This window comes from Nostocoides jenkinsii Ben 74 (assembly GCF_001046875.1).
Lineage (GTDB): Bacteria > Actinomycetota > Actinomycetes > Actinomycetales > Dermatophilaceae > Nostocoides_A > Nostocoides_A jenkinsii.
Genome location: NZ_HF571038.1, coordinates 2,473,778 through 2,495,805 on the forward strand (window position 1 = coordinate 2,473,778; position 22,028 = coordinate 2,495,805).

35 protein-coding genes and 1 pseudogene are annotated in these 22,028 nt (G+C 65.9%); 35 read left to right on the top strand and 1 reads right to left on the bottom strand.

Annotation, left to right across the window (positions count from 1 at the left end; genetic code table 11):
* The first annotated feature begins 9 nt into the window (after window positions 1-9).
* The 30 genes and pseudogenes from rpsL (at window position 10) to trxA (ending at window position 19,496) form a co-directional block, all read left to right on the top strand.
* On the top strand, window positions 10-384 hold the full coding sequence (rpsL, locus tag BN13_RS11720; RefSeq protein WP_048547046.1) for a 30S ribosomal protein S12: 375 nt from the start codon (window positions 10-12) through the stop codon (window positions 382-384).
* Window positions 384-854, top strand: a complete 471-nt coding sequence (gene rpsG / locus BN13_RS11725) for a 30S ribosomal protein S7 (protein ID WP_048547048.1) — start codon at window positions 384-386, stop codon at window positions 852-854. The genes rpsL and rpsG overlap by 1 nt, the downstream gene beginning before the upstream one ends.
* A gap of 118 nt (window positions 855-972) precedes the next feature.
* Window positions 973-3,087, top strand: coding sequence for an elongation factor G (gene fusA / locus BN13_RS11730; protein ID WP_048547051.1), 2,115 nt, complete (start codon window positions 973-975; stop codon window positions 3,085-3,087).
* A 102-nt stretch (window positions 3,088-3,189) separates the two neighbouring features.
* Entirely contained in the window at window positions 3,190-4,386 is a 1,197-nt protein-coding gene (gene tuf, locus BN13_RS11735) for an elongation factor Tu (protein ID WP_048547053.1), read from the top strand.
* A gap of 576 nt (window positions 4,387-4,962) precedes the next feature.
* Window positions 4,963-5,271 (top strand): 30S ribosomal protein S10, encoded by a 309-nt coding sequence (gene rpsJ / locus BN13_RS11740; RefSeq protein WP_019146773.1) that lies wholly within the window; start codon window positions 4,963-4,965, stop codon window positions 5,269-5,271.
* Window positions 5,272-5,282: 11 nt separating this feature from the next.
* Window positions 5,283-5,939: a 50S ribosomal protein L3 gene (gene rplC, locus BN13_RS11745; protein WP_048547057.1), complete on the top strand. Its 657-nt coding sequence runs from the start codon at window positions 5,283-5,285 to the stop codon at window positions 5,937-5,939.
* A gap of 2 nt (window positions 5,940-5,941) precedes the next feature.
* The gene (gene rplD, locus BN13_RS11750; RefSeq protein WP_048547059.1) at window positions 5,942-6,556 is read left to right on the top strand and encodes a 50S ribosomal protein L4, sunset domain variant; all 615 of its coding nucleotides are present in this window, start codon (window positions 5,942-5,944) and stop codon (window positions 6,554-6,556) included.
* Entirely contained in the window at window positions 6,553-6,852 is a 300-nt protein-coding gene (gene rplW / locus BN13_RS11755; protein ID WP_048547061.1) for a 50S ribosomal protein L23, read from the top strand. Before rplD ends, rplW begins: the two co-directional genes overlap by 4 nt.
* Window positions 6,853-6,866: 14 nt before the next feature.
* The gene (gene rplB, locus BN13_RS11760; protein ID WP_048547063.1) at window positions 6,867-7,703 is read left to right on the top strand and encodes a 50S ribosomal protein L2; all 837 of its coding nucleotides are present in this window, start codon (window positions 6,867-6,869) and stop codon (window positions 7,701-7,703) included.
* Window positions 7,704-7,718: 15 nt separating this feature from the next.
* Complete coding sequence (rpsS, locus tag BN13_RS11765) at window positions 7,719-8,000, top strand: 30S ribosomal protein S19 (RefSeq protein WP_048547066.1); 282 nt, start codon at window positions 7,719-7,721, stop codon at window positions 7,998-8,000.
* A 17-nt stretch (window positions 8,001-8,017) separates the two neighbouring features.
* Window positions 8,018-8,389, top strand: a complete 372-nt coding sequence (gene rplV, locus BN13_RS11770) for a 50S ribosomal protein L22 (protein ID WP_048549115.1) — start codon at window positions 8,018-8,020, stop codon at window positions 8,387-8,389.
* On the top strand, window positions 8,389-9,186 hold the full coding sequence (gene rpsC, locus BN13_RS11775; RefSeq protein ID WP_048547068.1) for a 30S ribosomal protein S3: 798 nt from the start codon (window positions 8,389-8,391) through the stop codon (window positions 9,184-9,186). The genes rplV and rpsC overlap by 1 nt, the downstream gene beginning before the upstream one ends.
* A 7-nt stretch (window positions 9,187-9,193) precedes the next feature.
* Entirely contained in the window at window positions 9,194-9,613 is a 420-nt protein-coding gene (gene rplP, locus BN13_RS11780; RefSeq protein ID WP_048547070.1) for a 50S ribosomal protein L16, read from the top strand.
* Window positions 9,613-9,825: pseudogene (rpmC, locus tag BN13_RS11785) on the top strand (50S ribosomal protein L29); the annotation flags it as partial. The gene rplP and the pseudogene rpmC, both read left to right, overlap by 1 nt.
* 23 nt (window positions 9,826-9,848) lie before the next feature.
* Complete coding sequence (gene rpsQ / locus BN13_RS11790) at window positions 9,849-10,136, top strand: 30S ribosomal protein S17 (protein WP_048549116.1); 288 nt, start codon at window positions 9,849-9,851, stop codon at window positions 10,134-10,136.
* 130 nt (window positions 10,137-10,266) lie between these two features.
* On the top strand, window positions 10,267-10,635 hold the full coding sequence (gene rplN / locus BN13_RS11795; RefSeq protein ID WP_048547075.1) for a 50S ribosomal protein L14: 369 nt from the start codon (window positions 10,267-10,269) through the stop codon (window positions 10,633-10,635).
* A 4-nt stretch (window positions 10,636-10,639) separates the two neighbouring features.
* The gene (gene rplX / locus BN13_RS11800; protein WP_048547078.1) at window positions 10,640-10,975 is read left to right on the top strand and encodes a 50S ribosomal protein L24; all 336 of its coding nucleotides are present in this window, start codon (window positions 10,640-10,642) and stop codon (window positions 10,973-10,975) included.
* Window positions 10,975-11,535: a 50S ribosomal protein L5 gene (gene rplE, locus BN13_RS11805; RefSeq protein WP_048547079.1), complete on the top strand. Its 561-nt coding sequence runs from the start codon at window positions 10,975-10,977 to the stop codon at window positions 11,533-11,535. Before rplX ends, rplE begins: the two co-directional genes overlap by 1 nt.
* A gap of 4 nt (window positions 11,536-11,539) precedes the next feature.
* Window positions 11,540-11,725: a type Z 30S ribosomal protein S14 gene (locus BN13_RS11810; protein WP_048547081.1), complete on the top strand. Its 186-nt coding sequence runs from the start codon at window positions 11,540-11,542 to the stop codon at window positions 11,723-11,725.
* A 230-nt stretch (window positions 11,726-11,955) separates the two neighbouring features.
* Entirely contained in the window at window positions 11,956-12,354 is a 399-nt protein-coding gene (gene rpsH, locus BN13_RS11815; protein WP_048547083.1) for a 30S ribosomal protein S8, read from the top strand.
* A gap of 12 nt (window positions 12,355-12,366) precedes the next feature.
* A complete protein-coding gene (gene rplF, locus BN13_RS11820; protein ID WP_048547084.1) occupies window positions 12,367-12,906 on the top strand; it encodes a 50S ribosomal protein L6 in 540 nt (179 codons plus the stop codon).
* Between the two features lie 2 nt (window positions 12,907-12,908).
* Window positions 12,909-13,283: a 50S ribosomal protein L18 gene (rplR, locus tag BN13_RS11825; RefSeq protein ID WP_048547086.1), complete on the top strand. Its 375-nt coding sequence runs from the start codon at window positions 12,909-12,911 to the stop codon at window positions 13,281-13,283.
* A gap of 31 nt (window positions 13,284-13,314) precedes the next feature.
* On the top strand, window positions 13,315-13,959 hold the full coding sequence (gene rpsE / locus BN13_RS11830) for a 30S ribosomal protein S5 (RefSeq protein WP_048547089.1): 645 nt from the start codon (window positions 13,315-13,317) through the stop codon (window positions 13,957-13,959).
* Window positions 13,959-14,141, top strand: a complete 183-nt coding sequence (rpmD, locus tag BN13_RS11835; protein ID WP_048547091.1) for a 50S ribosomal protein L30 — start codon at window positions 13,959-13,961, stop codon at window positions 14,139-14,141. The genes rpsE and rpmD overlap by 1 nt, the downstream gene beginning before the upstream one ends.
* A 2-nt stretch (window positions 14,142-14,143) precedes the next feature.
* Window positions 14,144-14,617 carry a 50S ribosomal protein L15 gene (gene rplO, locus BN13_RS11840; RefSeq protein ID WP_048547093.1) on the top strand — a complete coding sequence of 158 codons (474 nt, stop codon included), beginning with the start codon at window positions 14,144-14,146 and terminating at the stop codon, window positions 14,615-14,617.
* Window positions 14,618-14,825: 208 nt separating this feature from the next.
* Window positions 14,826-16,133 (top strand): preprotein translocase subunit SecY, encoded by a 1,308-nt coding sequence (secY, locus tag BN13_RS11845; RefSeq protein ID WP_048549117.1) that lies wholly within the window; start codon window positions 14,826-14,828, stop codon window positions 16,131-16,133.
* Between the two features lie 7 nt (window positions 16,134-16,140).
* Window positions 16,141-16,713, top strand: coding sequence for an adenylate kinase (locus BN13_RS11850; RefSeq protein ID WP_048549118.1), 573 nt, complete (start codon window positions 16,141-16,143; stop codon window positions 16,711-16,713).
* A 16-nt stretch (window positions 16,714-16,729) separates the two neighbouring features.
* Window positions 16,730-17,572: a type I methionyl aminopeptidase gene (map, locus tag BN13_RS11855; protein WP_048547096.1), complete on the top strand. Its 843-nt coding sequence runs from the start codon at window positions 16,730-16,732 to the stop codon at window positions 17,570-17,572.
* Window positions 17,573-17,626: 54 nt separating this feature from the next.
* Window positions 17,627-19,084, top strand: a complete 1,458-nt coding sequence (locus BN13_RS11860) for a serine hydrolase domain-containing protein (RefSeq protein ID WP_162199952.1) — start codon at window positions 17,627-17,629, stop codon at window positions 19,082-19,084.
* 46 nt (window positions 19,085-19,130) lie between these two features.
* Window positions 19,131-19,496: a thioredoxin gene (gene trxA / locus BN13_RS11865; RefSeq protein WP_048547102.1), complete on the top strand. Its 366-nt coding sequence runs from the start codon at window positions 19,131-19,133 to the stop codon at window positions 19,494-19,496.
* A gap of 25 nt (window positions 19,497-19,521) precedes the next feature.
* Here the strand turns inward: trxA and BN13_RS20630 are convergent, their stop codons facing one another.
* Window positions 19,522-19,944 carry an IPT/TIG domain-containing protein gene (locus BN13_RS20630; protein ID WP_157038567.1) on the bottom strand — a complete coding sequence of 141 codons (423 nt, stop codon included), beginning with the start codon at window positions 19,942-19,944 and terminating at the stop codon, window positions 19,522-19,524.
* Between BN13_RS20630 and infA the strand changes: the two genes are divergently transcribed.
* The 5 genes from infA (at window position 19,922) to rpsD (ending at window position 21,928) form a co-directional block, all read left to right on the top strand.
* Window positions 19,922-20,143, top strand: coding sequence for a translation initiation factor IF-1 (gene infA / locus BN13_RS11870; RefSeq protein ID WP_048549119.1), 222 nt, complete (start codon window positions 19,922-19,924; stop codon window positions 20,141-20,143). The genes BN13_RS20630 and infA overlap by 23 nt on opposite strands.
* Before the next feature lie 60 nt (window positions 20,144-20,203).
* Window positions 20,204-20,317 (top strand): 50S ribosomal protein L36, encoded by a 114-nt coding sequence (gene rpmJ / locus BN13_RS11875; RefSeq protein WP_022925314.1) that lies wholly within the window; start codon window positions 20,204-20,206, stop codon window positions 20,315-20,317.
* A gap of 198 nt (window positions 20,318-20,515) precedes the next feature.
* Window positions 20,516-20,893, top strand: a complete 378-nt coding sequence (gene rpsM, locus BN13_RS11880) for a 30S ribosomal protein S13 (protein WP_048547107.1) — start codon at window positions 20,516-20,518, stop codon at window positions 20,891-20,893.
* On the top strand, window positions 20,893-21,288 hold the full coding sequence (gene rpsK / locus BN13_RS11885) for a 30S ribosomal protein S11 (RefSeq protein ID WP_048547110.1): 396 nt from the start codon (window positions 20,893-20,895) through the stop codon (window positions 21,286-21,288). The genes rpsM and rpsK overlap by 1 nt, the downstream gene beginning before the upstream one ends.
* 31 nt (window positions 21,289-21,319) lie before the next feature.
* Window positions 21,320-21,928, top strand: coding sequence for a 30S ribosomal protein S4 (rpsD, locus tag BN13_RS11890; RefSeq protein WP_048547113.1), 609 nt, complete (start codon window positions 21,320-21,322; stop codon window positions 21,926-21,928).
* Window positions 21,929-22,028 lie beyond the last annotated feature (100 nt).

Consider the following 22,028-nt stretch of genomic DNA (forward strand, 5'->3'; position numbering starts at 1 on the left):
GGACGCAGTTTGCCTACCATCAACCAGCTGGTGCGCAAGGGCCGGCAGGACAAGGCCACCAAGGTCAAGACTCCTGCCCTCAAGGGCTCTCCCCAGCGCCGCGGCGTGTGCACGCGTGTGTACACCACCACCCCCAAGAAGCCGAACTCGGCGCTGCGCAAGGTCGCCCGTGTGCGCCTGACCAGCGGCATCGAGGTCACCGCCTACATCCCCGGCGTCGGCCACAACCTGCAGGAGCACTCGATGGTGCTCGTGCGTGGCGGTCGTGTGAAGGACCTCCCCGGCGTTCGCTACAAGATCATTCGCGGCGCGCTCGACACCCAGGGTGTCAAGAACCGCCAGCAGGCCCGCAGCCGCTACGGCGCCAAGAAGGGGAAGAAGTAATGCCTCGCAAGGGTCCCGCCCCCAAGCGCCCGCTCGTCGTCGACCCGGTCTACAACAGCGTCCTGGTGACCCAGTTGGTCAACAAGATTCTGCTCGATGGCAAGAAGTCGATCGCCGAAAACATCGTCTACGGCGCCCTCGAAGGAGTCCGCACCAAGACCGGCACCGACCCGGTGCCCACCCTGAAGCGCGCGCTGGACAATGTCCGCCCGACCCTGGAGGTCAAGTCCCGCCGCGTCGGTGGCGCGACCTACCAGGTCCCCGTCGAGGTCAAGCCGGGCCGCGCCACGACCCTGTCGCTGCGCTGGCTCGTCGGCTACTCCCGGCAGCGCCGCGAGAAGACCATGACCGAGCGCCTCATGAACGAGATCCTCGACGCCTCCAACGGCCTCGGTGCCGCCGTGAAGCGTCGCGAGGACACCCACAAGATGGCCGAGTCCAACAAGGCCTTCGCGCACTACCGCTGGTGACCCCAGCAGGTCGTATGCCGCGCGCTCACCCGAGCGCGCGGCATACGGCCCCCGGCGCAGCCGCGCCGGACCACGACACGTAACGCAGTTCGCAACGAACGAGATGAGATAACCCAAAGTGGCACAGGACGTCCTGACCGACCTGACCAAGGTCCGGAATATCGGCATCATGGCGCACATCGACGCTGGCAAGACCACGACGACCGAGCGCATCCTCTTCTACACCGGTCGCAACCACAAGATCGGTGAGACCCACGACGGCGCCTCCACCACCGACTGGATGGAGCAGGAGAAGGAACGCGGCATCACCATCACCTCCGCCGCGGTGACCTCCTTCTGGAATGGCAACCAGGTCAACATCATTGACACCCCCGGCCACGTCGACTTCACCGTCGAGGTGGAGCGCTCGCTGCGTGTCCTCGACGGCGCCGTTGCCGTGTTCGACGGCAAGGAGGGCGTGGAGCCCCAGTCCGAGACCGTATGGCGTCAGGCGGACAAGTACGACGTCCCCCGCATCGCCTTCGTCAACAAGATGGACAAGCTCGGCGCGGACTTCTACTTCACGGTCCAGACCATCAAGGACCGCCTCGGCGCCGAGCCGCTGGTCATCCAGCTGCCCATCGGTTCCGAGAACGACTTCGTCGGCGTCGTCGATCTGATCGAGATGCGCGCCCTGGTGTGGCCGGGCGATGCCAAGGGCGATGTCACCATGGGCGCGAAGTACGAGGTCCAGGAGATCCCCGCCGAGCTGAAGGACCAGGCGGACGAGTACCGCATGGCCCTGGTCGAGCGGGTTGCCGAGTCCAGCGACGAGCTGATGGAGAAGTACCTCGAGGAGGGTGACCTCACGGTCGCCGAGCTCAAGGCCGGCATCCGCGCGCTGACCGTCTCCTCGACGCTCTACCCGATCCTGTGTGGCTCGGCGTTCAAGAATCGCGGCGTGCAGCCCATGCTCGATGCGGTCATCGACTTCCTGCCGAGCCCGCTCGACGTCCCGGCCATGAACGGCCACGCCGTCGGTAACGAGGACGAGGTCATCGTCCGCAACCCCTCGATCGACGAGCCGTTCTCGGCGTTGGCGTTCAAGGTTGCTGCGCACCCGTTCTTCGGGACCTTGACCTTCATTCGTGTCTACTCGGGCCGGATCGCGGCGGGCACCCAGGTGCTCAACTCGACCAAGGTCAAGAAGGAGCGCGTCGGCAAGCTCTTCCAGATGCACGCCAACAAGGAGAACCCTGTTGACGAGGCGCTGGCCGGGCACATCTACGCCGCGATCGGCCTAAAGACGACCACCACCGGTGACACGCTTTCCGATATCGAGAAGCCGGTCGTGCTGGAGTCGATGACCTTCCCCGAGCCGGTCATCCAGGTCGCCATCGAGCCCAAGACGAAGGGCGACCAGGAGAAGCTCGGCGTCGCGATCCAGAAGCTCGCCGAAGAGGACCCGACCTTCAAGGTCAACCTCGACGAGGAGACTGGTCAGACGATCATCGCCGGTATGGGCGAGCTCCACCTCGACATCCTCGTCGACCGCATGCGTCGCGAGTTCAAAGTCGAGGCCAACGTCGGCAAGCCGCAGGTGGCCTACCGCGAGACGATTCGTCGCGCCGTGGAGAAGTACGACTACACCCACAAGAAGCAGACCGGTGGTTCCGGTCAGTTCGCAAAGGTGCAGATCGCGCTGGCTCCGCTGGACACCTCCGAGGGCGAGATGTACGAGTTCGAGAACAAGGTCACCGGTGGCCGCGTTCCCCGCGAGTACATCCCGTCGGTGGACGCCGGCATCCAGGACGCCATGCAGTACGGCACCCTGGCCGGTTACCCCCTCGTCGGGGTCAAGGCGACCCTGCTCGACGGTGGCTACCACGACGTCGACTCCTCGGAAATGGCGTTCAAGATCGCCGGGTCGATGGCCTTCAAGGAGGCCGTCAAGAAGTGTGACCCGGTCCTTCTTGAGCCGATGATGGCCGTTGAGGTCCGCACGCCCGAGGAGTACATGGGCGACGTTATCGGCGACATCAACTCCCGCCGTGGCCAGATTCAGGCCATGGAGGACATCAGCGGTGCGAAGGTCGTTCGCGGTCTCGTCCCGTTGTCGGAGATGTTCGGCTATGTGGGCGACCTGCGGTCCAAGACCCAGGGTCGGGCCAACTACTCGATGGAGTTCGATTCCTACGCCGAGGTGCCCAAGAGCGTCGCGGAAGAAATCATCAAGAAGACCAGGGGCGAGTGACCGGTAGACTTACCGGCTGACCCTCTAGTCATACCCCTAAGCACCGCCCGTCCTTCCTGGTCGCAAGCGGTATCCCAGAGAAGTCCTGAGGAGGACAAGCAAGTGGCGAAGGCAAAGTTCGAGCGGACCAAGCCGCACGTCAACATCGGCACCATCGGTCACATCGACCATGGCAAGACGACGCTGACGGCTGCGATCTCGAAGGTCCTGCACGACAAGTACCCGGACGTCAACCCCAAGTTCGCGTTCGACGACATTGACAAGGCGCCGGAAGAGAAGCAGCGCGGTATCACCATCTCGATCGCGCACATCGAGTACCAGACCGAGGGCCGTCACTACGCCCACGTCGACTGCCCCGGGCACGCCGACTACGTCAAGAACATGATCACCGGTGCGGCCCAGATGGACGGCGCGATCCTTGTGGTCGCCGCCACCGACGGCCCCATGCCGCAGACGAAGGAGCACGTCCTCCTGGCCCGCCAGGTCGGCGTCCCCTTCATCGTCGTGGCGCTCAACAAGACCGACATGGTCGACGACGAGGAGATCCTCGAGCTCGTCGAGATGGAGGTCCGTGAGCTCCTGTCGACCTACGAGTTCCCCGGCGACGACCTGCCCGTCGTTCGCGTCTCGGCGCTGAAGGCGCTTGAGGGCGACGCGAAGTGGGGCGAGTCCGTTCTCGAGCTCATGGACGCGGTGGACAACTACATCCCCGAGCCCGAGCGTGACATCGACAAGCCGTTCCTGATGCCCGTTGAGGACGTCTTCACGATCACCGGTCGTGGCACTGTCGTCACCGGCCGTATCGAGCGCGGCATCCTCAAGGTCAACGAGGAGGTCGAGATCGTCGGCATCCACGAGGGTCCGGCCAAGAAGACCACCGTCACCGGTGTCGAGATGTTCCGCAAGCTGCTCGACGAGGGCCGCGCCGGCGAGAACGTCGGTCTGCTCCTTCGTGGTGTCAAGCGTGAGGACGTCGAGCGCGGCCAGGTTGTCGTCAAGCCCGGCTCGATCACCCCGCACACGGGCTTCGACGCCAACGTCTACATCCTGTCCAAGGACGAGGGCGGCCGTCACACGCCGTTCTACGACAACTACCGTCCGCAGTTCTACTTCCGCACCACGGACGTGACGGGTGTCGTGCACCTCCCCGAGGGCACCGAGATGGTCATGCCCGGCGACAACACCGAGATGTCGGTCGAGCTGATCCAGCCGATCGCCATGGAGGAAGGCCTCAAGTTCGCCATCCGTGAGGGTGGCCGGACGGTCGGCGCGGGTCGCGTCACCAAGATCACCAAGTAGTCCATGGGGGCTCGCCCCCGTGTACCCCCAGAAAGGCGCGGTACCCGCATTGCGGGTGCCGCGCCTTCCTGTTCCGCTCGACGAGCCCAGTCACGCCGTCATGCGGGCGGATCTGCGGAGGTTGGAACTTCTGCTAGCAGCAGTTAGTCAACTGTGGACAGGTTGCAACCTGTCCACAGTTCACTAACGTGTGCTGAGTTGCCGTATGCCGCGTGCCTCGGCTCCTCCCACCTCGGCTTCCCCACGCCCTGGCTCCGGCGCAGGGTCCGTACCGGCCCGATTTGGATCGCCGACCAGGACGTGGCAAGATAGTTAGGTTGCTTGACGCGGCTGCGCCCTCTACGGGTCTGCGGCCGCCCGACGGTGCGAACGAATCGAACCCGCCGCAAGGCAGGGGCGACACACCGTCGAGTGCAAGCCGCCGGCTCAGGCCGGACCACCGATCATCCGAACGATCGCGCTGAGCGCGGCCGTCGGGTAGCGGAGCTAGGGCGACACGCCCGACCTCGGGGGTCGGAGGCCGGAGCAGGCCACAGGATTTTGTCAGTTGGACGGCGAGAGAGAGACGACCACACGATGGCGGGACAGAAGATCCGCATTCGGCTGAAGTCGTATGACCACGAGGTCATCGACAGCTCGGCGCGAAAGATCGTCGACACGGTGACCCGCGCGGGTGCGACCGTTGTCGGCCCGGTTCCCCTGCCCACGGAGAAGAACGTCTTCGTGGTCATCCGGAGCCCCCACAAGTACAAGGACTCCCGCGAGCACTTCGAGATGCGCACTCACAAGCGCCTCATCGACATCATCGACCCGACGCCCAAGGCTGTCGACTCGCTGATGCGTCTCGACCTGCCGGCGGACGTCAACATCGAGATCAAGCTCTGAAGGACACCGCGATGACTCACGCAAATGCGCGCGCCGTCAAGGGCGTGCTCGGCGAGAAGCTCGGCATGACCCAGGTTTGGGATGCTGACAGCCGCCTCGTTCCGGTGACCGTCGTCCAGGCCGGTCCCAATGTAGTGACGCAGGTTCGCGACGCCGCGACGGATGGCTACGCCGCGGTCCAGCTCGCCTTCGGCGCCATCGACCCCCGCAAGGTCAACAAGCCCATGGGCGGCCACTTCGAGAAGGCCGGGGTCACCCCGCGCCGTCACCTCGTCGAGCTACGCACCTCCGACGCCGCGGACTACGCGCTCGGCCAGGAGATCGGCGCCGACACCTTCGAGGCCGGCCAGAAGGTCGACGTCTCGGGCACCACCAAGGGCAAGGGCTTTGCCGGTGTCATGAAGCGTCACGGCTTCAAGGGTGTCTCGGCCTCGCACGGTTCCCACCGCAATCACCGCAAGCCCGGTTCCATCGGCGGGTGCTCCACCCCCGGTCGCGTTTTCAAGGGCATGCGCATGGCGGGTCGTATGGGCGGCGAGCGCCAGACCACGCAGAACCTCACCATCCACGCCGTCGACGTCGAGCGCGGCCTGCTGCTGATCAAGGGCGCCGTCCCCGGTCCCCGCGGCGGCCTGGTCTTCGTTCGCACCGCCGCGAAGGGAGCCTGAGCATGACCGCCAAAACCGTTGCCGTCGACCTGCCGGCTGAGATCTTCGACGTTCAGACCAACGTCCCGCTGATCCACCAGGTCGTCGTCGCGCAGCTTGCTGCTGCGCGCCAGGGAACGCACGCCACCAAGACCCGCGGCGAGGTCCGCGGTGGTGGTCGCAAGCCCTACAAGCAGAAGGGCACCGGCCGCGCCCGTCAGGGTTCGACGCGTGCACCGCAGTTCGCCGGCGGTGGCACGGTTCACGGCCCACAGCCGCGCGACTACAGCCAGCGCACCCCCAAGAAGATGAAGGCCGCCGCCCTGCGCGGTGCCCTCTCCGACCGGGCGCGTCACGGCCGCATCCACGTCGTCGAGTCTCTGGTCACCGGGTCCACCCCGTCGACCAAGGATGCGGTGGCGCTGCTGGCCGGTCTCACCGAGCGCAAGAACCTGCTGGTCGTTCTCGACCGCAGCGACATCGTCTCGCTGAAGTCGGTCCGCAACCTCGACAACGTCCACGTCCTGGCCGTCGACCAGCTCAACACCTACGACGTGTTGTGCGCTGACGACGTGGTCTTCACGCAGGCCGCCTTCGACACCTTCGTCGGAGCGCCCGCGAAGGAGGAGTCCAAGTGAGCAACGTCCAGAAGGACCCCCGCGACATCCTGATCGCGCCGGTCGTCTCGGAGAAGTCCTACACCCTCCTCGAAGAGGGCAAGTACACCTTCATCGTCGACCCGCGGGCCAACAAGACCGAGATCAAGATCGCTGTCGAGCGCATCTTCGATGTCAAGGTCGACTCGGTCCACACGATGAACCGCCAGGGCAAGTCCCGCCGCACGCGCTTCGGCACGGGCAAGCGCAAGGACACCAAGCGTGCGATCGTCACCCTCCGCGAGGGCGCGATCGACATCTTCGGTGCTGGCGCCTGAGGAGCTAGGTAGACATGGGAATCCGTAAGTTCAAGCCGACGACGCCGGGGCGTCGTGGCAGCAGCGTGGCCGACTTCGTCGAGATCACGCGCACCACGCCCGAGAAGTCGCTCGTCAAGCCGCTCTCGAAGTCCGGTGGCCGCAACGCCTCCGGTCGCATCACCACCCGTCACATCGGTGGTGGCCACAAGCGTGCCTACCGCGTCATCGACTTCCGTCGCCACGACAAGGACGGCGTGCCCGCGAAGGTCGCGCACATCGAGTACGACCCGAACCGCACCGCGCGCATCGCGCTGCTGCACTACGCGGACGGCGAGAAGCGCTACATCCTCGCGCCGAACAAGCTGCGCCAGGGCGACCAGATTGAGAACGGCCCCGCGGCCGACATCAAGCCGGGCAACAGCCTCCCGCTGCGCAACATCCCCACCGGTACGGTCATCCACGCCGTGGAGATCAAGCCGGGCGGTGGCGCCAAGATCGCTCGCTCCGCCGGCGTCCGAGTGCAGCTCGTCGCCAAGGACGGCCCCTACGCCCAGTTGCGTATGCCGTCCGGTGAGATTCGCAACGTGGATCTGCGCTGCCGCGCCACTGTCGGTGAGGTCGGCAACGCCGAGCAGTCCAATATCAACTGGGGCAAGGCCGGCCGCATGCGGTGGAAGGGCAAGCGCCCCACCGTTCGCGGTGTCGCGATGAACCCGGTCGACCACCCGCACGGTGGTGGCGAGGGCAAGACCTCTGGTGGCCGGAACCCGGTCAGCCCGTGGGGTCAGCCCGAGGGCCGCACCCGTCGTCCTGGCAAGGCGAGCGACAAGATGATCGTCCGCCGTCGCCGTTCCGGCAAGAAGCGCTGATAGGAGCCTTTCGAGATGCCACGCAGTTTGAAAAAGGGCCCTTTCATCGACGGCCACCTGCAGAAGAAGGTGGACGCGCAGAACGCTTCGGGTTCCAAGCAGATCATCAAGACCTGGTCGCGTCGCTCGGTCATCGCGCCGGACTTCCTGGGCCACACCTTTGCCGTTCACAACGGCAAGAGCCACATCCCGGTCTTCGTGACCGAGTCGATGGTCGGTCACAAGCTCGGTGAGTTCGCGCCGACCCGGACCTTCAAGGGTCACATCAAGGACGACAAGAAGGGCCGTCGTCGATGAGCACGCAGGAGAGCGTCATGGAAGCCACGGCGAGTGCCCGCCACGTGCGGGTCACGCCTCAGAAGGCACGCCGGGTCGTCGACCTCATTCGCGGCAAGAAGGCCGCGGACGCTGTCGCCGTCCTCCGCTTCGCCCCGCAGAGCGCGAGCGAGCCGGTGCTGAAGGTGCTGCAGAGTGCCATCGCCAACGCCAAGGTCAAGGCCGACGCTGCGTCGGAGGCCTTTGACGAGCGTGACTTGGTCATCACGGCAGCCTTCGTGGACGAGGGCCCGACGATGAAGCGGTTCCGTCCGCGCGCTCAGGGCCGCGCCGGCCGCATCAACAAGCGGACGAGCCACATCACCGTGCACGTCGCGCCGAAGGACTCCGGAAAGGCAGGTACCCGCTGATGGGTCAGAAGGTCAACCCGCACGGCTTCCGCCTGGGCATCACCACCGATCACAAGAGCCGCTGGTTCGCCGACTCCACCAAGGAGGGGCAGCGTTACCGCGACTACGTCAAGGAGGACGTCGCCATCCGGCGCCTCATGGCCAAGGGTATGGAACGCGCCGGCATTTCCCGCGTGGAGATCGAGCGCACCCGCGACCGGGTCCGCGTCGACCTGCACACGGCGCGTCCGGGCATCGTCATCGGTCGCCGCGGCGCCGAGGCCGACCGCATCCGCGGTGAGCTCGAGAAGCTCACGGGCAAGCAGGTCCAGTTGAACATCCTCGAGGTCAAGAACCCCGAGATTGACGCTCAGTTGGTCGCCCAGGGCATCGCCGAGCAGCTCAGCGCCCGTGTCACCTTCCGTCGGGCGATGCGCAAGGGTATGCAGTCCGCCCAGCGCGCCGGCGCAAAGGGGATCCGGATTCAGTGCTCCGGTCGTCTCGGCGGCGCCGAGATGTCCCGCTCCGAGTTCTACCGCGAAGGCCGTGTGCCGCTGCACACCCTGCGCGCGAACATCGACTACGGCTTCTTCGAGGCCAAGACCACCTTCGGCCGGATCGGCGTGAAGGTGTGGATCTACAAGGGCGACATGACCGAGAAGGAGTTCGCCGCGCAGCAGGTCAACGCGCCGCGCCAGGCTCGCGGTCCGCGTCGCGACCGGGACGAGCGCCCCGCGCGTGCCCGTCGTGACTCCGTCGCCACCGACACCACCGACGCGAGCGCCCCCGCCGCCGAGGCCGTCTCCGAGGGAGTGTGAGGATTCGATGCTGATCCCGCGTCGCGTCAAGCACCGCAAGCAGCACCACCCCGGTCGTTCGGGGATGTCCAAGGGCGGCAACGTCCTGGCCTTCGGTGACTACGGCATCCAGGCTCTTGAGCCCGCCTATGTCACCAACCGGCAGATCGAGTCCGCTCGTATCGCCATGACCCGCTACATCAAGCGTGGCGGCAAGGTCTGGATCAACGTCTACCCCGACCGTCCGCTCACCAAGAAGCCGGCCGAAACCCGCATGGGTTCCGGTAAGGGTTCGCCGGAGTGGTGGATCGCCAATGTCAAGCCCGGTCGCATCCTGTTCGAGCTGTCCGGTGTTCCCGAGGAGACCGCTCGCGAGGCCATGCGCCTGGCGATGCACAAGTTGCCGATGAAGGCCCGCTTCGTCCGGCGTGAAGGTGGTGACATCTGATGGCTATCGGTTCGAAGGACCTGACGTCCGCTGAACTGCGTGGCCTCGACGAGGACCGTCTCGTCGAGGAACTGCGCAAGGCCAAGGCGGAGCTGTTCAACCTCCGCTTCCAGTCCGCCACCGGCCAGCTGGAAAGCCACGGCCGCCTCCGCGCGGTCCGCAAGGACATCGCCCGCATCTACACCGAAATGCGTGAGCGCGAGCTCGGCATCGGCGGGACCGGGGCGTGAGCGGCATGAGCGAGAACACTATGGAAGAGAAGTCGAGCGTGGAGCGCAACTACCGCAAGACCCGCCAGGGCTATGTGGTCAGCGACAAGATGGACAAGACCGTTGTCGTCGAGGTCGAGGACCGCGTCAAGCACGCCCTGTACGGCAAGGTCATGCGCAAGAGCCACAAGGTCAAGGCGCACGACGAGCAGAACGCCGCCGGCGTCGGTGACCGCGTCCTGATCATGGAGACCCGTCCGCTGAGCGCCTCCAAGCGCTGGCGCGTCGTGGAGATTTTGGAGAAGGCCAAGTGATGCACCGAGCGAAGCGAGGAGCTCGCGCACTCGCGAGCGCAGCGAGCCTGATTGGGCGAAACAGCAGTCGCCGGGCGCAGCCCGTCCGCGCAGTTGGGTCGGCGGAGCCGACCGTCACCGGAGGTGTGTGGTGATTCAGCAGGAATCGCGCCTCAAGGTTGCCGACAACACGGGTGCCAAGGAGATCCTCTGCATCCGCGTTCTCGGTGGCTCGGGCCGCCGCTACGCCGGCATCGGCGACATCATCGTGGCGGCCGTCAAGGACGCCATCCCCGGCGGCAACGTCAAGAAGGGTGATGTCGTCAAGGCTGTCATCGTCCGGACGACCAAGGAGCGCCGTCGCGCCGACGGCAGCTACATCCGCTTCGATGAGAACGCCGCCGTCATCCTCAAGAACGACGGCGACCCGCGTGGAACCCGCATCTTCGGCCCGGTTGGGCGCGAGCTGCGCGAGAAGCGCTTCATGAAGATCATCTCGTTGGCACCGGAGGTGCTCTGAGGCCATGGCCAAGATGAAGATCAAGAAGGGTGACACCGTCCAGGTGCTCACCGGCAAGGACAAGGCCAAGCAGGGCAAGGTCATCGCCGTCGACACCGAGACGCAGCGCGTCACGGTCGAGGGCGTCAACCGGATCACCCGCCACGTCAAGCCGGGCCCCCAGGGCACCGGTGGCCTCGTGGTGCAGGAGGCCCCGATCCACGTGAGCAACGTCGCGATCGTCGACCCCAGTGACAAGAAGCCCACCCGCGTCAAGACCCGCGTCGAGCAGGTCGAGCGCGACGGCCGCACCAAGACCACCCGCGTGCGGGTTTCCGTGCGCTCCGGCAAGGACATCTGATGACCGAAACCGCAACCAAGCCGCGCCTCAAGACGCGCTACGCGGACGAGATCCGCAGCACGCTCTCCGAGCAGTTCTCCTATGGCAACGCCATGCAGGTACCGGGCGTCGTCAAGGTCGTCGTCAACATGGGTGTCGGCGACGCCGCCAAGGACAGCAAGCTGATCGAGGGTGCCATCCGCGACCTGGCCGCCATCACCGGCCAGAAGCCGCAGGTCACCAAGGCTCGCAAGTCCATCGCCCAGTTCAAACTGCGTGAGGGTATGCCGATCGGCGCCCACGTCACGCTGCGCGGCGATCGCATGTGGGAGTTCCTCGACCGTCTCGTCAGCATTGCGCTGCCGCGTATCCGTGACTTCCGCGGCCTCTCGCCGAAGCAGTTCGACGGTCGTGGCAACTACACGTTCGGTCTGACCGAGCAGTCGATGTTCCACGAGATCGACCAGGACCGCATCGACCGCGTTCGCGGCATGGACATCACCGTGGTCACGACCGCCACCAACGACGACGAGGGACGCGCGCTGCTCAAGGCGCTCGGCTTCCCCTTCAAGGAGAACTGACGCCATGGCGAAGACCGCTCTGAAGAACAAGGCCGAGAAGAAGCCGAAGTTCAAGGTTCGCGGCTACACCCGCTGCCAGCGCTGCGGCCGCCCCCACTCGGTTTACCGCAAGTTCGGCCTGTGCCGGATCTGCCTGCGGGAGATGGCGCACCGCGGCGAGCTCCCCGGCGTGACCAAGTCCTCTTGGTAGAGACCGAAAGGCACCGCCTTCGCTCCGCGAAGACCGTCTCTTTCGTTCCGGGCAACCAAGCTCGCTACGCTCGACGGTTGCCCGGTCCGCTCCGCGGATTTCAGTGCTCGCCGTGGGTCTGTCGCTAACGCGGAAGGCTCACGGTGTCACCAAGAATTTCACAGCACCACACCACCACCAACATCGAAGGTCCGTAAGGAAACCGCGGTGAGAAGGGGCCGACTAAGCCCATGACCATGACTGACCCGATTGCGGACATGTTGACCCGCGTCCGGAACGCCAACTCGGCGCACAAGGACGACGTCTCCATGCCGTTCTCGAACCTCAAGTCGCACATCGCCGAGATCCTCCAGGCCGAGGGCTACATCGCCTCCTGGGCGGTCGAGGACGCCGAGGTCGGCAAGACCTTGACGATCCAGCTGAAGTACGGCCCCAACCGGGAGCGCTCCATCGCCGGCCTGCGCCGGGTGAGCAAGCCCGGTCTGCGCGTCTACGCCAAGAGCACCAACCTTCCGAAGGTGCTCGGCGGCCTCGGCATCGCGATCATTTCCACGTCGTCCGGCCTGCTGACCGACAAGCAGGCGGCTAACAAGGGTGTGGGTGGGGAAGTCCTCGCCTACATCTGGTAAGGGAGTACCGACATGTCTCGAATCGGACGTATGCCGGTCACCGTTCCCTCGGGTGTCTCGGTCGCGATCGACGGCCAGACCGTCAAGGTCACCGGCCCCAAGGGCGAGCTTCAGCACGTCGTCGCCGAGCCCATCGCCGTCGCCCAGGGCGAGAGTGGCCTGGAGGTCACCCGTCCTGACGACGAGCGTCTGTCACGCTCGCTGCACGGCCTGACCCGCACCCTCCTCAACAACATGGTCCTCGGTGTCACCGATGGCTATGAGAAGAAGTTGGAGATCGTCGGGACCGGTTACCGCGTCATGGCACGCGGCAGCAACCTCGAGTTCGCCCTCGGCTACAGCCACCCGATCACCGTTGAGCCGCCGGCTGGCATCACCTTCGCGGTCGAGAGCCAGACCAAGTTCTCGGTCCAGGGCATCGACAAGCAGTTGGTCGGCGAGGTCGCCGCCAACATCCGCAAGCTGCGCAAGCCCGACCCCTACAAGGGCAAGGGTGTCCGTTACGCCGGCGAGCAGATTCGCCGCAAGGCCGGCAAGACCGGGAAGAAGTAGTCATGGGAATGATCATCAAGCGCGGCAAGAGCAAGTCTGCTGCCCGCATTCGTCGTCACGAGCGCATCCGCAAGCACGTCAGCGGCACAACCGAGCGTCCCCGTCTCGTCGTCACCCGCAGCGCCCGCCACATCGTCGCCCAGATCGTCGACGACACCGTGGGCAAGACGCTGGTCAGCGCCTCCACCATGGAGGTCGACCTGCGCAGCGCCGACGGTGACAAGAGCGCCAAGGCCAAGAAGGTCGGCGAGCTGATCGCCACCCGCGCCAAGGACGCCGGCGTCGACGCCGTCGTGTTCGACCGCGGTGGCAACAAGTACCACGGTCGGGTCGCTGCCGTCGCCGACGGTGCCCGCGCGGGAGGCCTTTCCCTGTGAACAACGCAACCATCGAGATGAGGAACATCTGATGCCCGGACCCCAGCGTCGAGGCACCGGCGCCGCCGACCGCGGCGGCGACCGGACCAACGAGCGCGGAGAGCGTCGCGGCCGCGACGGAGACCGCCGCGACAACCGTCGTGGCGATGCTCCCGAGAAGAGCCAGTACCTCGAGCGCGTGGTGACCATCAACCGCGTTGCCAAGGTCGTCAAGGGTGGTCGTCGCTTCAGCTTCACCGCTCTGGTCGTCGTCGGTGACGGTGACGGCACCGTGGGCGTCGGCTATGGCAAGGCCCGCGAGGTCCCCGCCGCCATCGCCAAGGGTGTCGAGGAAGCCAAGAAGGCGTTCTTCAAGGTTCCCCGGATCCAGGGCACCATCCCGCACCCCATCCAGGGTGAGGCCGCGGCCGGCGTCGTCATGCTGCGTCCGGCCGCTCCTGGTACCGGTGTCATCGCCGGTGGCCCCGTGCGCGCCGTTCTCGAGTGTGCGGGCGTCCACGACGTGCTCTCCAAGAGCCTCGGCTCCGACAATTCCATCAACATCGTGCACGCGACGGTCGCGGCCCTGAAGGGTCTCGAGCGTCCCGAGGCGGTCGCGGCTCGTCGTGGCCTGCCGTTGGACGAGGTTGCTCCGGCCGCCATGCTGCGCGCCCAGGCCGCTGGGGCTGGTGCGTGATGGCACGGTTGAAGGTCACCCAGAAGAAGGGCATCGTCGGCGAGAAGCACAGCGCGCGGGAGACTCTGCGCACGCTGGGCCTCAAGCGCATCGGCGATGTCGTCGTCAAGGAGGACCGCCCCGAGATCCGGGGTATGGTCCGGACGGTCCGCCACTTGGTGGTCGTCGAGGAGGTTGAGTGAGCATGGCTGAGCAGGCCGAAAAGGGCGCGAACACCCACGCGCTGAAGGTCCACCACCTGCGTCCCGCCCCCGGTGCCAAGACTGCCAAGACCCGCGTTGGTCGTGGGGAAGGCTCCAAGGGTAAGACCGCCGGTCGTGGCACCAAGGGCACCAAGGCCCGCTACCAGGTGCCGGCGCACTTCGAGGGTGGTTCCACCGCCATCCACATGCGTCTGCCTAAGCTGCGGGGCTTCAAGAACCCGTTCCGCACGACCTTCCAGGTCGTCAATCTCGACAAGATCTCGGCGCTCTACCCCTCGGGTGGCGTCGTGACGGTCGAGGACCTGGTCGCCAAGGGCGCCGTCCGCGGCGGTCAGCCCGTCAAGGTGCTGGGCACCGGCGAGATCACCGTCGCGGTGCAGGTCACCGCCGACGCGTTCTCCGCCAGCGCGAAGGACAAGATCGAGGCCGCGGGCGGGAGCACCGCCACCGCCTGATCGCGTCGCACCCGCGATTTCCTCCCGTATGCCGTGAGGCGAGCCGATCTCGGAACTCGCCTCACGGCATACGGCGTTATCCAGGGGGATCGACTCGATGCCGGACGCGACACCCTCGTCGGGTATCGTGCATCGGCGGACGATTCCGCCCTATTCGTCAGCAAGACCAGCGGGCCCGCCCCCCGGCCCGCCCATGGAGGGGACCAGTTTGCTCACCGCCTTCGGCCGCGCGTTCCGGACACCGGACCTGCGCAAGAAGCTGCTGTTCACGTTCGCGATCATCGCGCTCTATCGCCTGGGCACGCACATTCCCACGCCCGGGGTGAGCTACCCCGCCGTCCAGCAATGTATGAAGGACGCCCCGAAGTCCGGCTTCCTCGGCCTCGCCAACCTCTTCAGCGGCGGCGCCTTGCTCCAGCTCTCGATCTTCGCGCTGGGCATCATGCCGTACATCACCGCTGCGATCATCGTGCAGTTGTTGACGGTCGTCATCCCGCGCTTCGAGACCCTCAAGAAGGAGGGCTCGTCGGGCCAGGCCAAGATGACGCAGTACACCCGCTATCTGACCATCGGGTTGGCGATCCTGCAGAGTTCGACGCTGATTACCTTCGCCCAGAACCCGGGCGCGCTCTTCGGCCCCGGCTGCACCAACATCCTCGTCAGCGACAGCATCCCGACAATCTTGATCATGGTGCTGACCATGACGGCCGGCACCGGCTTGATCATGTGGCTCGGTGAGCTCATGACCGACAAGGGCGTCGGCAATGGCATGTCGCTGTTGATCTTCACCTCGATCGCGGCCGGCTTCCCCGGCGCCCTCTGGCAGATCAAGAACCAGCAGAACTGGTTCACGTTCTTCGTGGTGATCGCGATCGGCTTCTTGATCATCGCCCTCGTGGTTTATGTGGAGCAGAGCACCCGGCGCATCCCGGTGCAGTACGCCAAGCGCATGGTCGGCCGGCAGATGTATGGCGGCACCTCGACCTACATCCCGATCAAGGTCAACATGGCGAATGTGATCCCGATCATCTTCGCTAGCTCGTTGCTCACGCTGCCCATGATGATTGCCCAGTTCAACACCGACCCGACCAACCCGGCCGGGTGGGTCACCTGGATCAACAACCACCTGAGCCAGGGTGACAGCAATATCTACATGATCATCTACACCGTGCTGATCGTGTTCTTCACGTTCTTCTACGTCTCGATCACCTTCAACCCGGAGGAGGTCGCCGACAACATGAAGCGCTACGGCGGCTTCATCCCAGGTATCCGCGCCGGGCGACCCACGGCCGAGTACCTGCAATATGTCCTGACCCGGATCACCGTTCCCGGCGCCATCTACCTGGCCGCCATCTCGCTGATTCCGTTGATCGCCTTCCGGCTGATCAACGCCAATCAGAACTACTTCCCGTTCGGCGGCACGTCGATCATCATCATCGTCGGTGTCGGGCTGGAGACGGTCAAGCAAATCGAGGCGCAGCTGCAGCAGCGCCATTACGAAGGGTTCCTCAGGTAGTCACATGATGCGGTTGATCATTTTCGGCCCACCCGGTGCGGGCAAGGGCACGCAGGCGTCGCGGATCGCCGAGCGCTACGGCATCCCGGCTATCTCCACCGGCGACATCTTCCGTGCTAATATCAAGGCGGAAACGCCCCTCGGCGTCCAGGTGAAGGAGATCCTGGCGAGCGGCGGTTATGTCAGTGACGAGATCACCAATGCGATCGTCGCCGACCGTCTTGGCCAGGCCGATTGCGAGCCGGGCTTCTTACTCGACGGCTACCCCCGCACGGCCGAGCAGGTCGAGGCGTTGGACGCAGTTCTAGCTGAGTCGGGGCGCCGCCTTGACGCCGTCCTCGAACTCACCGTTGACGACGACGAGGTTGTCGGCCGGCTGCTGCGTCGAGCCGAGATCGAAGGCCGCGCCGACGACACCGAGGACGTCGTCCGCGAACGGATGGCCATCTATCACGCCCAGACCGCCCCCCTGGCCGAGATGTATGCCGCGCGCGACCTCCTCGTGCAGGTCGATGGCCTCGGCGACGTGGACGAGGTCTCGGCCCGCATCGGCGAAGCCCTGGACGCGCGGACCTCCTGACGTAGGACTGAAGGACATGAGCATGTTCGGACGCGAACGGATCGAGACCAAGAGCCTGGACGAGGTCCGCGCGATGCGCCCGGCCGGGCTCTTGGTCGCGCAGTGCCTGACCATGCTCCACGCGGCGACCGTCCCGGGACGGACCACCGCGGAGTTGGACGCCCTCGCCGAGGCCTTCATACGGGACAACGGCGGGCGGCCGTCCTTCGTGGAGGTGCCGGGATATCGGCATACGCTCTGCACGTCGGTGAACGAGGAAATCGTTCACGGGATCCCGGGGGAGCGGGTGCTGGCGGAAGGAGATCTGCTCTCCATCGACTGCGGCGCCATCGTCGACGGGTGGCATGGCGATGCCGCGATCTCCCTCATTGTCGGGGGCCGCGATCTCGGCCGGTCCGAGGATGTCGAACTCATGGACGCCACGCGGGACGCGCTCTGGGCGGGCATCAAGGCGTTGGAAGTCGGACGCGGCCTGTTCGAGGTCGGTGCCGCGGTCGAGGACAGCTTGGTCGAGACGGGGGAGCGCCGCGGGCGCGAGTACGGCATCGTCGAGGACTATGTCGGCCACGGCATCGGCCGAGAAATGCACATGTCCCCGAACGTCCCCAACTACCGGGTTCGGGGCAAGGGTCCGACCGTCAAGAACGCCACGACGGTGGCAATCGAGCCGATGGTCACCCTCGGGGCGCAGGACAATCGCGTGCTCGACGACGACTGGACCGTGGTCACACTGGACGGGGCCCGCGCCTGCCACTGGGAGCACACAGTCGCGGCGCATTCGGGTGGCCTGTGGGTGCTCACCGCCGAGGACGGCGGCCTGGAGGGGTTGGGCGCGGCATACGCACCGCTGATCGGATGATGTCGGCACGGACGCGAGATGAATCCGCGGGACGCGTGCATTAAGTTCCGCGTCATGCCGTTACTGCGCGTCTCGCCCACCGCCGCGGGAGTTGATCCCGCGGGCATCATTGCCTTCCTCGACGCCGCATCACGGGCCGGCATCGACCTGCACTCCCTGATGATCGCCCGCCACGGCGAAGTGCTCGCCGAGGGGTGGTGGGAGCCCTATTCCGCCGATCGGGTGCACCTGGGCTACTCCTTGAGCAAGTCGTTCACGGCGACGGCCATCGGATTGCTGGTGGACGACGGCGTGATCGGCCTCGACGACCTCGTCATGGACCACCTGCCGGACGTCGATCGGGCGGCGGTCACGCCCGGCTATGAGCGGCTCCGGGTCCGGCATTGTCTGTCGATGACGACGGGGCACCTGGCGGAGATGTGGTCACCGGAGCTGATGGTGGCGGACGGTCTCCCCGGCGATGCGGTGGTGCGGCGGATCTTCGCGTTGCCGCTCCCGGCCGAACCGGGGACGGTGTTCACCTACAACCAGATAGCGACGTACCTGCTCGGCGCCATCGTGCGGGCGATCACCGATGGCGACATCCTCGACCTCCTGCGCGCCCGGGTGTTCGAGCCGCTCGGCTGGGGTGAGGCCTACTGGCACGTCACCCCAGACGGTCGCCAACTCGGCTTCTCCGGCATCCACGTCACGACCGAGGCGATCCTGTCGCTGGCTCAGCTCTATCTGGACGGTGGCGTCGCGGGTGGACGTCGCATCCTTTCCGAGTCGTATGTCGCGGAGGCCGTCCGCGGCACCGGTGCCCCTCGCGGGGTCCCCGACCCCGAGGCGGGTCCGGACTGGAATCTCGGCTACGGCTTCTCCTTCTGGCAGGCGCGCCACGGCTATCGCGGCGACGGGGCGTTCGGCCAGTTCGCCATCGTGCTACCGGAGCAGCAGATGACGATCGCGATTACCTCGGAAGTCGACAACATGCAGGAGGTGCTCGACCTCGTGTGGGCGCACATCCTGCCCGCGGTCGATCGAGTGAGCGACCGTGGATTCGGCTCGGACAGCGCCCTCACCCAACGGTTGGCTCGGCTGGAGTGTCGTCCGCTCGCGTCGACCTCGCTCGGCCGCGACTGGGTGTGGTCGCTGACTGACGCCTTCGGGCTGGGCGGACGCAGCGGCTCGGTGGCCGTTGCGCGCAGCCGCGGGCACTGGGAACTGACCGTGGAGTTCGGGCGCACCTCCGGTGCGCATGAGGTGATCCGGCTGCCGATCGGGGACGGCCAGTGGCTCGCCGGGGATCTAACGGCTGACGGCGTTCGCCTGCCGGTCATGTGCTGCGGCAGCTTCAGCGGAAGCGAATTCCGCGCCGACATTCGGCTCATCGAGACCCCGCACACCGTCCGGCTGCGCACCGTCGGCTCGGAGGCGACATTCGCCTGGCGCTATGAGCCGCTCAGCGGGGCCTGGCCGTTCTGGCTCGCGGTGCACCGCGCCGACCCGGGAATCAACCCGCCCGACTGAGGCGTTCACCCAGGGGAACCAGCCACTCCCCATCCGAAGGACAACCATGGCCACCCGCGACGTCACCCTGACCGACATCGAGTCGACTGTTGCCGACAACGACATCGTGCTCCTCGACTTTTGGGCCTCGTGGTGCGGACCGTGCCGCCAGTTCGGTCCCGTCTTCGAGAAGGCGTCGGAGGACAACACCGACATCGTCTTCGGCAAGATCGACACCGAGGCCGAGCAGGCCCTCGCTGCCCACCTGCAGATCACCTCGATCCCGACCCTGATGGCCTTCCGCGAGGGGATCCTCGTCTTCAACCAGCCCGGCGCGCTACCGGCCGCCGGCCTGAAGCAGGTCATCGACGGCGTCCGCGCCCTCGACATGGACGAGGTCCGCAGCCAACTCGTCACCCGACCGGAAGCCTGAGCCGACTGCCAACTTGTGGTCGTCCCTAGCCGGAGGTGTAGGTGAAATCGTCGTACTCCGTCCCGACCGAGTGGCCGAGAGTCGTGAACGCCTTCACGTTCACCACGCCGGCGGCGTGAGGCGGGACAGTGACGACAAGTTCGTTCGACGACAGCACCCGGATGTTGGTGGCGGGAGTGTCGCCCAGGAGCACCGAGGTGACATTGATGAAACCGGCGCCCTGGATGTGCAGGTCGTAGCCACCTGCGGGGAAGTCCGTGGGGAGGAGGGTCGCCCGCCGCGATTTCGGGGCGCGGCATACCTCCCGTATGATGGAGCGTCGGTCACGTGTGCGCTCGCGCCTTGCGTGTGCTCCATGGGGCCGATTTCGTATGGCCGTTCCCAACCTCAGCGGGGTCGGTCGCCAACATGGATTGACGGAGGATATGGCCAAGAAGGACGGTGTCATCGAGGTCGAGGGCACGATTGTTGAAGCCCTCCCCAACGCGATGTTCCGCGTGGAGCTCACCAACGGTCACAAGGTTCTCGCCCACATCTCGGGCAAGATGCGCCAGCACTACATCCGGATCCTCCCCGAGGACCGGGTCGTGGTGGAACTCAGCCCCTATGACCTGACCCGCGGGCGCATCGTTTTCCGTTACCGCTAACCGCAAGACCCGCGCGCCCAGCCTGGGACGCGGGACGCCGATCGAGAAAAGACCGAGGCAATGAAGGTTCAGCCGAGTGTCAAGAAGATCTGCGACAAGTGCAAGGTGATCCGCCGTCACGGGCGGGTCATGGTGATCTGCGACAACCTGCGCCACAAGCAGCGTCAGGGCTGAGCACCGGGCACCGGTCGCACGACCTTCCCGCACACAATTCAACATCGCACTACCGCAGCACCCGACCCCCGCACGTGGCGGGACGTCACCCCCGGCCCGGAGGCCGGGGACGGGCTGGCACGGCATACGAGTCCGTGAGCGACCACCCGACTGGCGCTGCTTCCATACCTCCGGACGACAGAAAAGGAATGCCACTCCATGGCACGTCTTGTTGGAGTTGACCTCCCGCGCGACAAGCGCGTCGAGGTCGCCCTGACCTACATCTTTGGTGTGGGTCGGACGACGTCCAAGCAGGCGCTGGCCGCGACGGGTGTTGACCCGTCGGTCCGCGTGAAGGACCTCGTCGACGACCAGCTGGTTGCGCTGCGTGACTACCTCGAAGCCAACGTCAAGATCGAAGGTGACCTCCGCCGCGAGGTGGCCGCCGACATCCGTCGCAAGGTCGAGATCGGGTCCTACGAGGGCTTGCGTCACCGCAAGGGTCTGCCGGTTCGCGGTCAGCGGACCAAGACCAACGCGCGCACCCGCAAGGGCCCCAAGCGCACCGTCGCCGGTAAGAAGAAGGCTGGTAAGTAATGCCCCCCAAGGCTCGTGCGACCAAGGTCCGTCGCAAGGTCAAGAAGAACGTCGCCGTGGGTCAGGCCCACATCAAGAGCACGTTCAACAACACCATCATCTCCATCACCGACCCGACCGGTGCGGTGATCTCGTGGGCGTCCGCCGGCCAGGTCGGCTTCAAGGGCTCCCGCAAGTCCACCCCGTATGCCGCCCAGATGGCCGCCGAGGCCTGCGCCCGCCGCGCCATGGAACACGGCATGCGCAAGGTCGACGTCTTCGTCAAGGGTCCCGGCTCGGGTCGTGAGACCGCTATCCGTTCCCTGACCGCTGCCGGCCTGGAGGTCGGTGCCATCTCCGATGTCACCCCCAGCCCGCACAACGGTGTCCGCCCGCCCAAGCGCCGCCGCGTCTGAGCCTGCACTGAAACGGAGAAATAGCTAAGTCATGGCTCGTTACACCGGCCCCATCACCAAGAAGTCCCGTCGCTACAAGCTCGACCTCGTCGGCGGCGACAAGAACTTCGACCTGCGTCCCTTCCCGCCCGGCCAGCACGGCCGCCGCCGCATCCAGGAGAAGGAGTACCTCACTCAGCTCCAGGAGAAGCAGCGCGCCCGCTTCACCTATGGCGTCATGGAGAAGCAGTTCCGTCGCTACTACGAGGAGGCAGCCACCCGCCCCGGCAAGACCGGTAGCAACCTGCTGACCATCCTCGAGTCCCGCCTGGACAACGTCATCTACCGCGCCGGCCTGGCCCGCACGCGTCGCCACGCCCGCCAGCTGGTCACGCACGGCCACTTCGAGGTCAACGGCGTCCGCGTCGATGTTCCGTCATACCGCGTCGAGCAGTTCGACATCATCACGATCCGCAAGCAGTCCGTCGAGACCTTCCCGTTCCAGCTGGCGCGGGAGACCTTCGGCGAGCGCACCGCCCCGGCCTGGATGCAGGTCGTCGCGGGCAGCCTGCAGATCCTGATCCACCAACTGCCCGTCCGCGAGCAGATCGACACCCAGCTCACCGAGCAGCTGATCGTCGAGTTGTACTCCAAGAACTAGCCCGGAAGGCACAGTCTTCGCGAAGCGAAGGCCGTTCTTTCTGTTCCGAGAAACCAAGCCTCGCTTCGCTCGGCGGTTTCTCGGACCGCGGTCGGGTATG

Excerpts from the sequence above, each read along its gene's own strand:
- rplO (WP_048547093.1), top strand. The coding sequence starts at position 14,144 with ATGGCTGAGCAGGCCGAAAAGGGCGCGAACACCCACGCGCTGAAGGTC.
- BN13_RS20630 (WP_157038567.1), bottom strand. The coding sequence starts at position 19,944 with ATGACACCGTCCTTCTTGGCCATATCCTCCGTCAATCCATGTTGGCGA.
- rpsJ (WP_019146773.1), top strand. The coding sequence starts at position 4,963 with ATGGCGGGACAGAAGATCCGCATTCGGCTGAAGTCGTATGACCACGAG.
- rplV (WP_048549115.1), top strand. The coding sequence starts at position 8,018 with ATGGAAGCCACGGCGAGTGCCCGCCACGTGCGGGTCACGCCTCAGAAG.
- rplR (WP_048547086.1), top strand. The coding sequence starts at position 12,909 with ATGGGAATGATCATCAAGCGCGGCAAGAGCAAGTCTGCTGCCCGCATT.
- rpsC (WP_048547068.1), top strand. The coding sequence starts at position 8,389 with ATGGGTCAGAAGGTCAACCCGCACGGCTTCCGCCTGGGCATCACCACC.
- rplE (WP_048547079.1), top strand. The coding sequence starts at position 10,975 with ATGACCGAAACCGCAACCAAGCCGCGCCTCAAGACGCGCTACGCGGAC.
- rpsM (WP_048547107.1), top strand. The coding sequence starts at position 20,516 with ATGGCACGTCTTGTTGGAGTTGACCTCCCGCGCGACAAGCGCGTCGAG.
- rpsE (WP_048547089.1), top strand. The coding sequence starts at position 13,315 with ATGCCCGGACCCCAGCGTCGAGGCACCGGCGCCGCCGACCGCGGCGGC.
- BN13_RS11810 (WP_048547081.1), top strand. The coding sequence starts at position 11,540 with ATGGCGAAGACCGCTCTGAAGAACAAGGCCGAGAAGAAGCCGAAGTTC.
- rpsH (WP_048547083.1), top strand. The coding sequence starts at position 11,956 with ATGACCATGACTGACCCGATTGCGGACATGTTGACCCGCGTCCGGAAC.
- rplD (WP_048547059.1), top strand. The coding sequence starts at position 5,942 with ATGACCGCCAAAACCGTTGCCGTCGACCTGCCGGCTGAGATCTTCGAC.
- rpmD (WP_048547091.1), top strand. The coding sequence starts at position 13,959 with ATGGCACGGTTGAAGGTCACCCAGAAGAAGGGCATCGTCGGCGAGAAG.
- BN13_RS11850 (WP_048549118.1), top strand. The coding sequence starts at position 16,141 with ATGCGGTTGATCATTTTCGGCCCACCCGGTGCGGGCAAGGGCACGCAG.
- rpsD (WP_048547113.1), top strand. The coding sequence starts at position 21,320 with ATGGCTCGTTACACCGGCCCCATCACCAAGAAGTCCCGTCGCTACAAG.
- map (WP_048547096.1), top strand. The coding sequence starts at position 16,730 with ATGAGCATGTTCGGACGCGAACGGATCGAGACCAAGAGCCTGGACGAG.
- rpsQ (WP_048549116.1), top strand. The coding sequence starts at position 9,849 with ATGAGCGAGAACACTATGGAAGAGAAGTCGAGCGTGGAGCGCAACTAC.
- rplX (WP_048547078.1), top strand. The coding sequence starts at position 10,640 with ATGGCCAAGATGAAGATCAAGAAGGGTGACACCGTCCAGGTGCTCACC.
- rplC (WP_048547057.1), top strand. The coding sequence starts at position 5,283 with ATGACTCACGCAAATGCGCGCGCCGTCAAGGGCGTGCTCGGCGAGAAG.
- rplP (WP_048547070.1), top strand. The coding sequence starts at position 9,194 with ATGCTGATCCCGCGTCGCGTCAAGCACCGCAAGCAGCACCACCCCGGT.
- rpmJ (WP_022925314.1), top strand. The coding sequence starts at position 20,204 with ATGAAGGTTCAGCCGAGTGTCAAGAAGATCTGCGACAAGTGCAAGGTG.
- rplF (WP_048547084.1), top strand. The coding sequence starts at position 12,367 with ATGTCTCGAATCGGACGTATGCCGGTCACCGTTCCCTCGGGTGTCTCG.
- rpsS (WP_048547066.1), top strand. The coding sequence starts at position 7,719 with ATGCCACGCAGTTTGAAAAAGGGCCCTTTCATCGACGGCCACCTGCAG.
- infA (WP_048549119.1), top strand. The coding sequence starts at position 19,922 with ATGGCCAAGAAGGACGGTGTCATCGAGGTCGAGGGCACGATTGTTGAA.
- rplB (WP_048547063.1), top strand. The coding sequence starts at position 6,867 with ATGGGAATCCGTAAGTTCAAGCCGACGACGCCGGGGCGTCGTGGCAGC.
- rpsK (WP_048547110.1), top strand. The coding sequence starts at position 20,893 with ATGCCCCCCAAGGCTCGTGCGACCAAGGTCCGTCGCAAGGTCAAGAAG.
- rpsG (WP_048547048.1), top strand. The coding sequence starts at position 384 with ATGCCTCGCAAGGGTCCCGCCCCCAAGCGCCCGCTCGTCGTCGACCCG.
- BN13_RS11860 (WP_162199952.1), top strand. The coding sequence starts at position 17,627 with ATGCCGTTACTGCGCGTCTCGCCCACCGCCGCGGGAGTTGATCCCGCG.
- trxA (WP_048547102.1), top strand. The coding sequence starts at position 19,131 with ATGGCCACCCGCGACGTCACCCTGACCGACATCGAGTCGACTGTTGCC.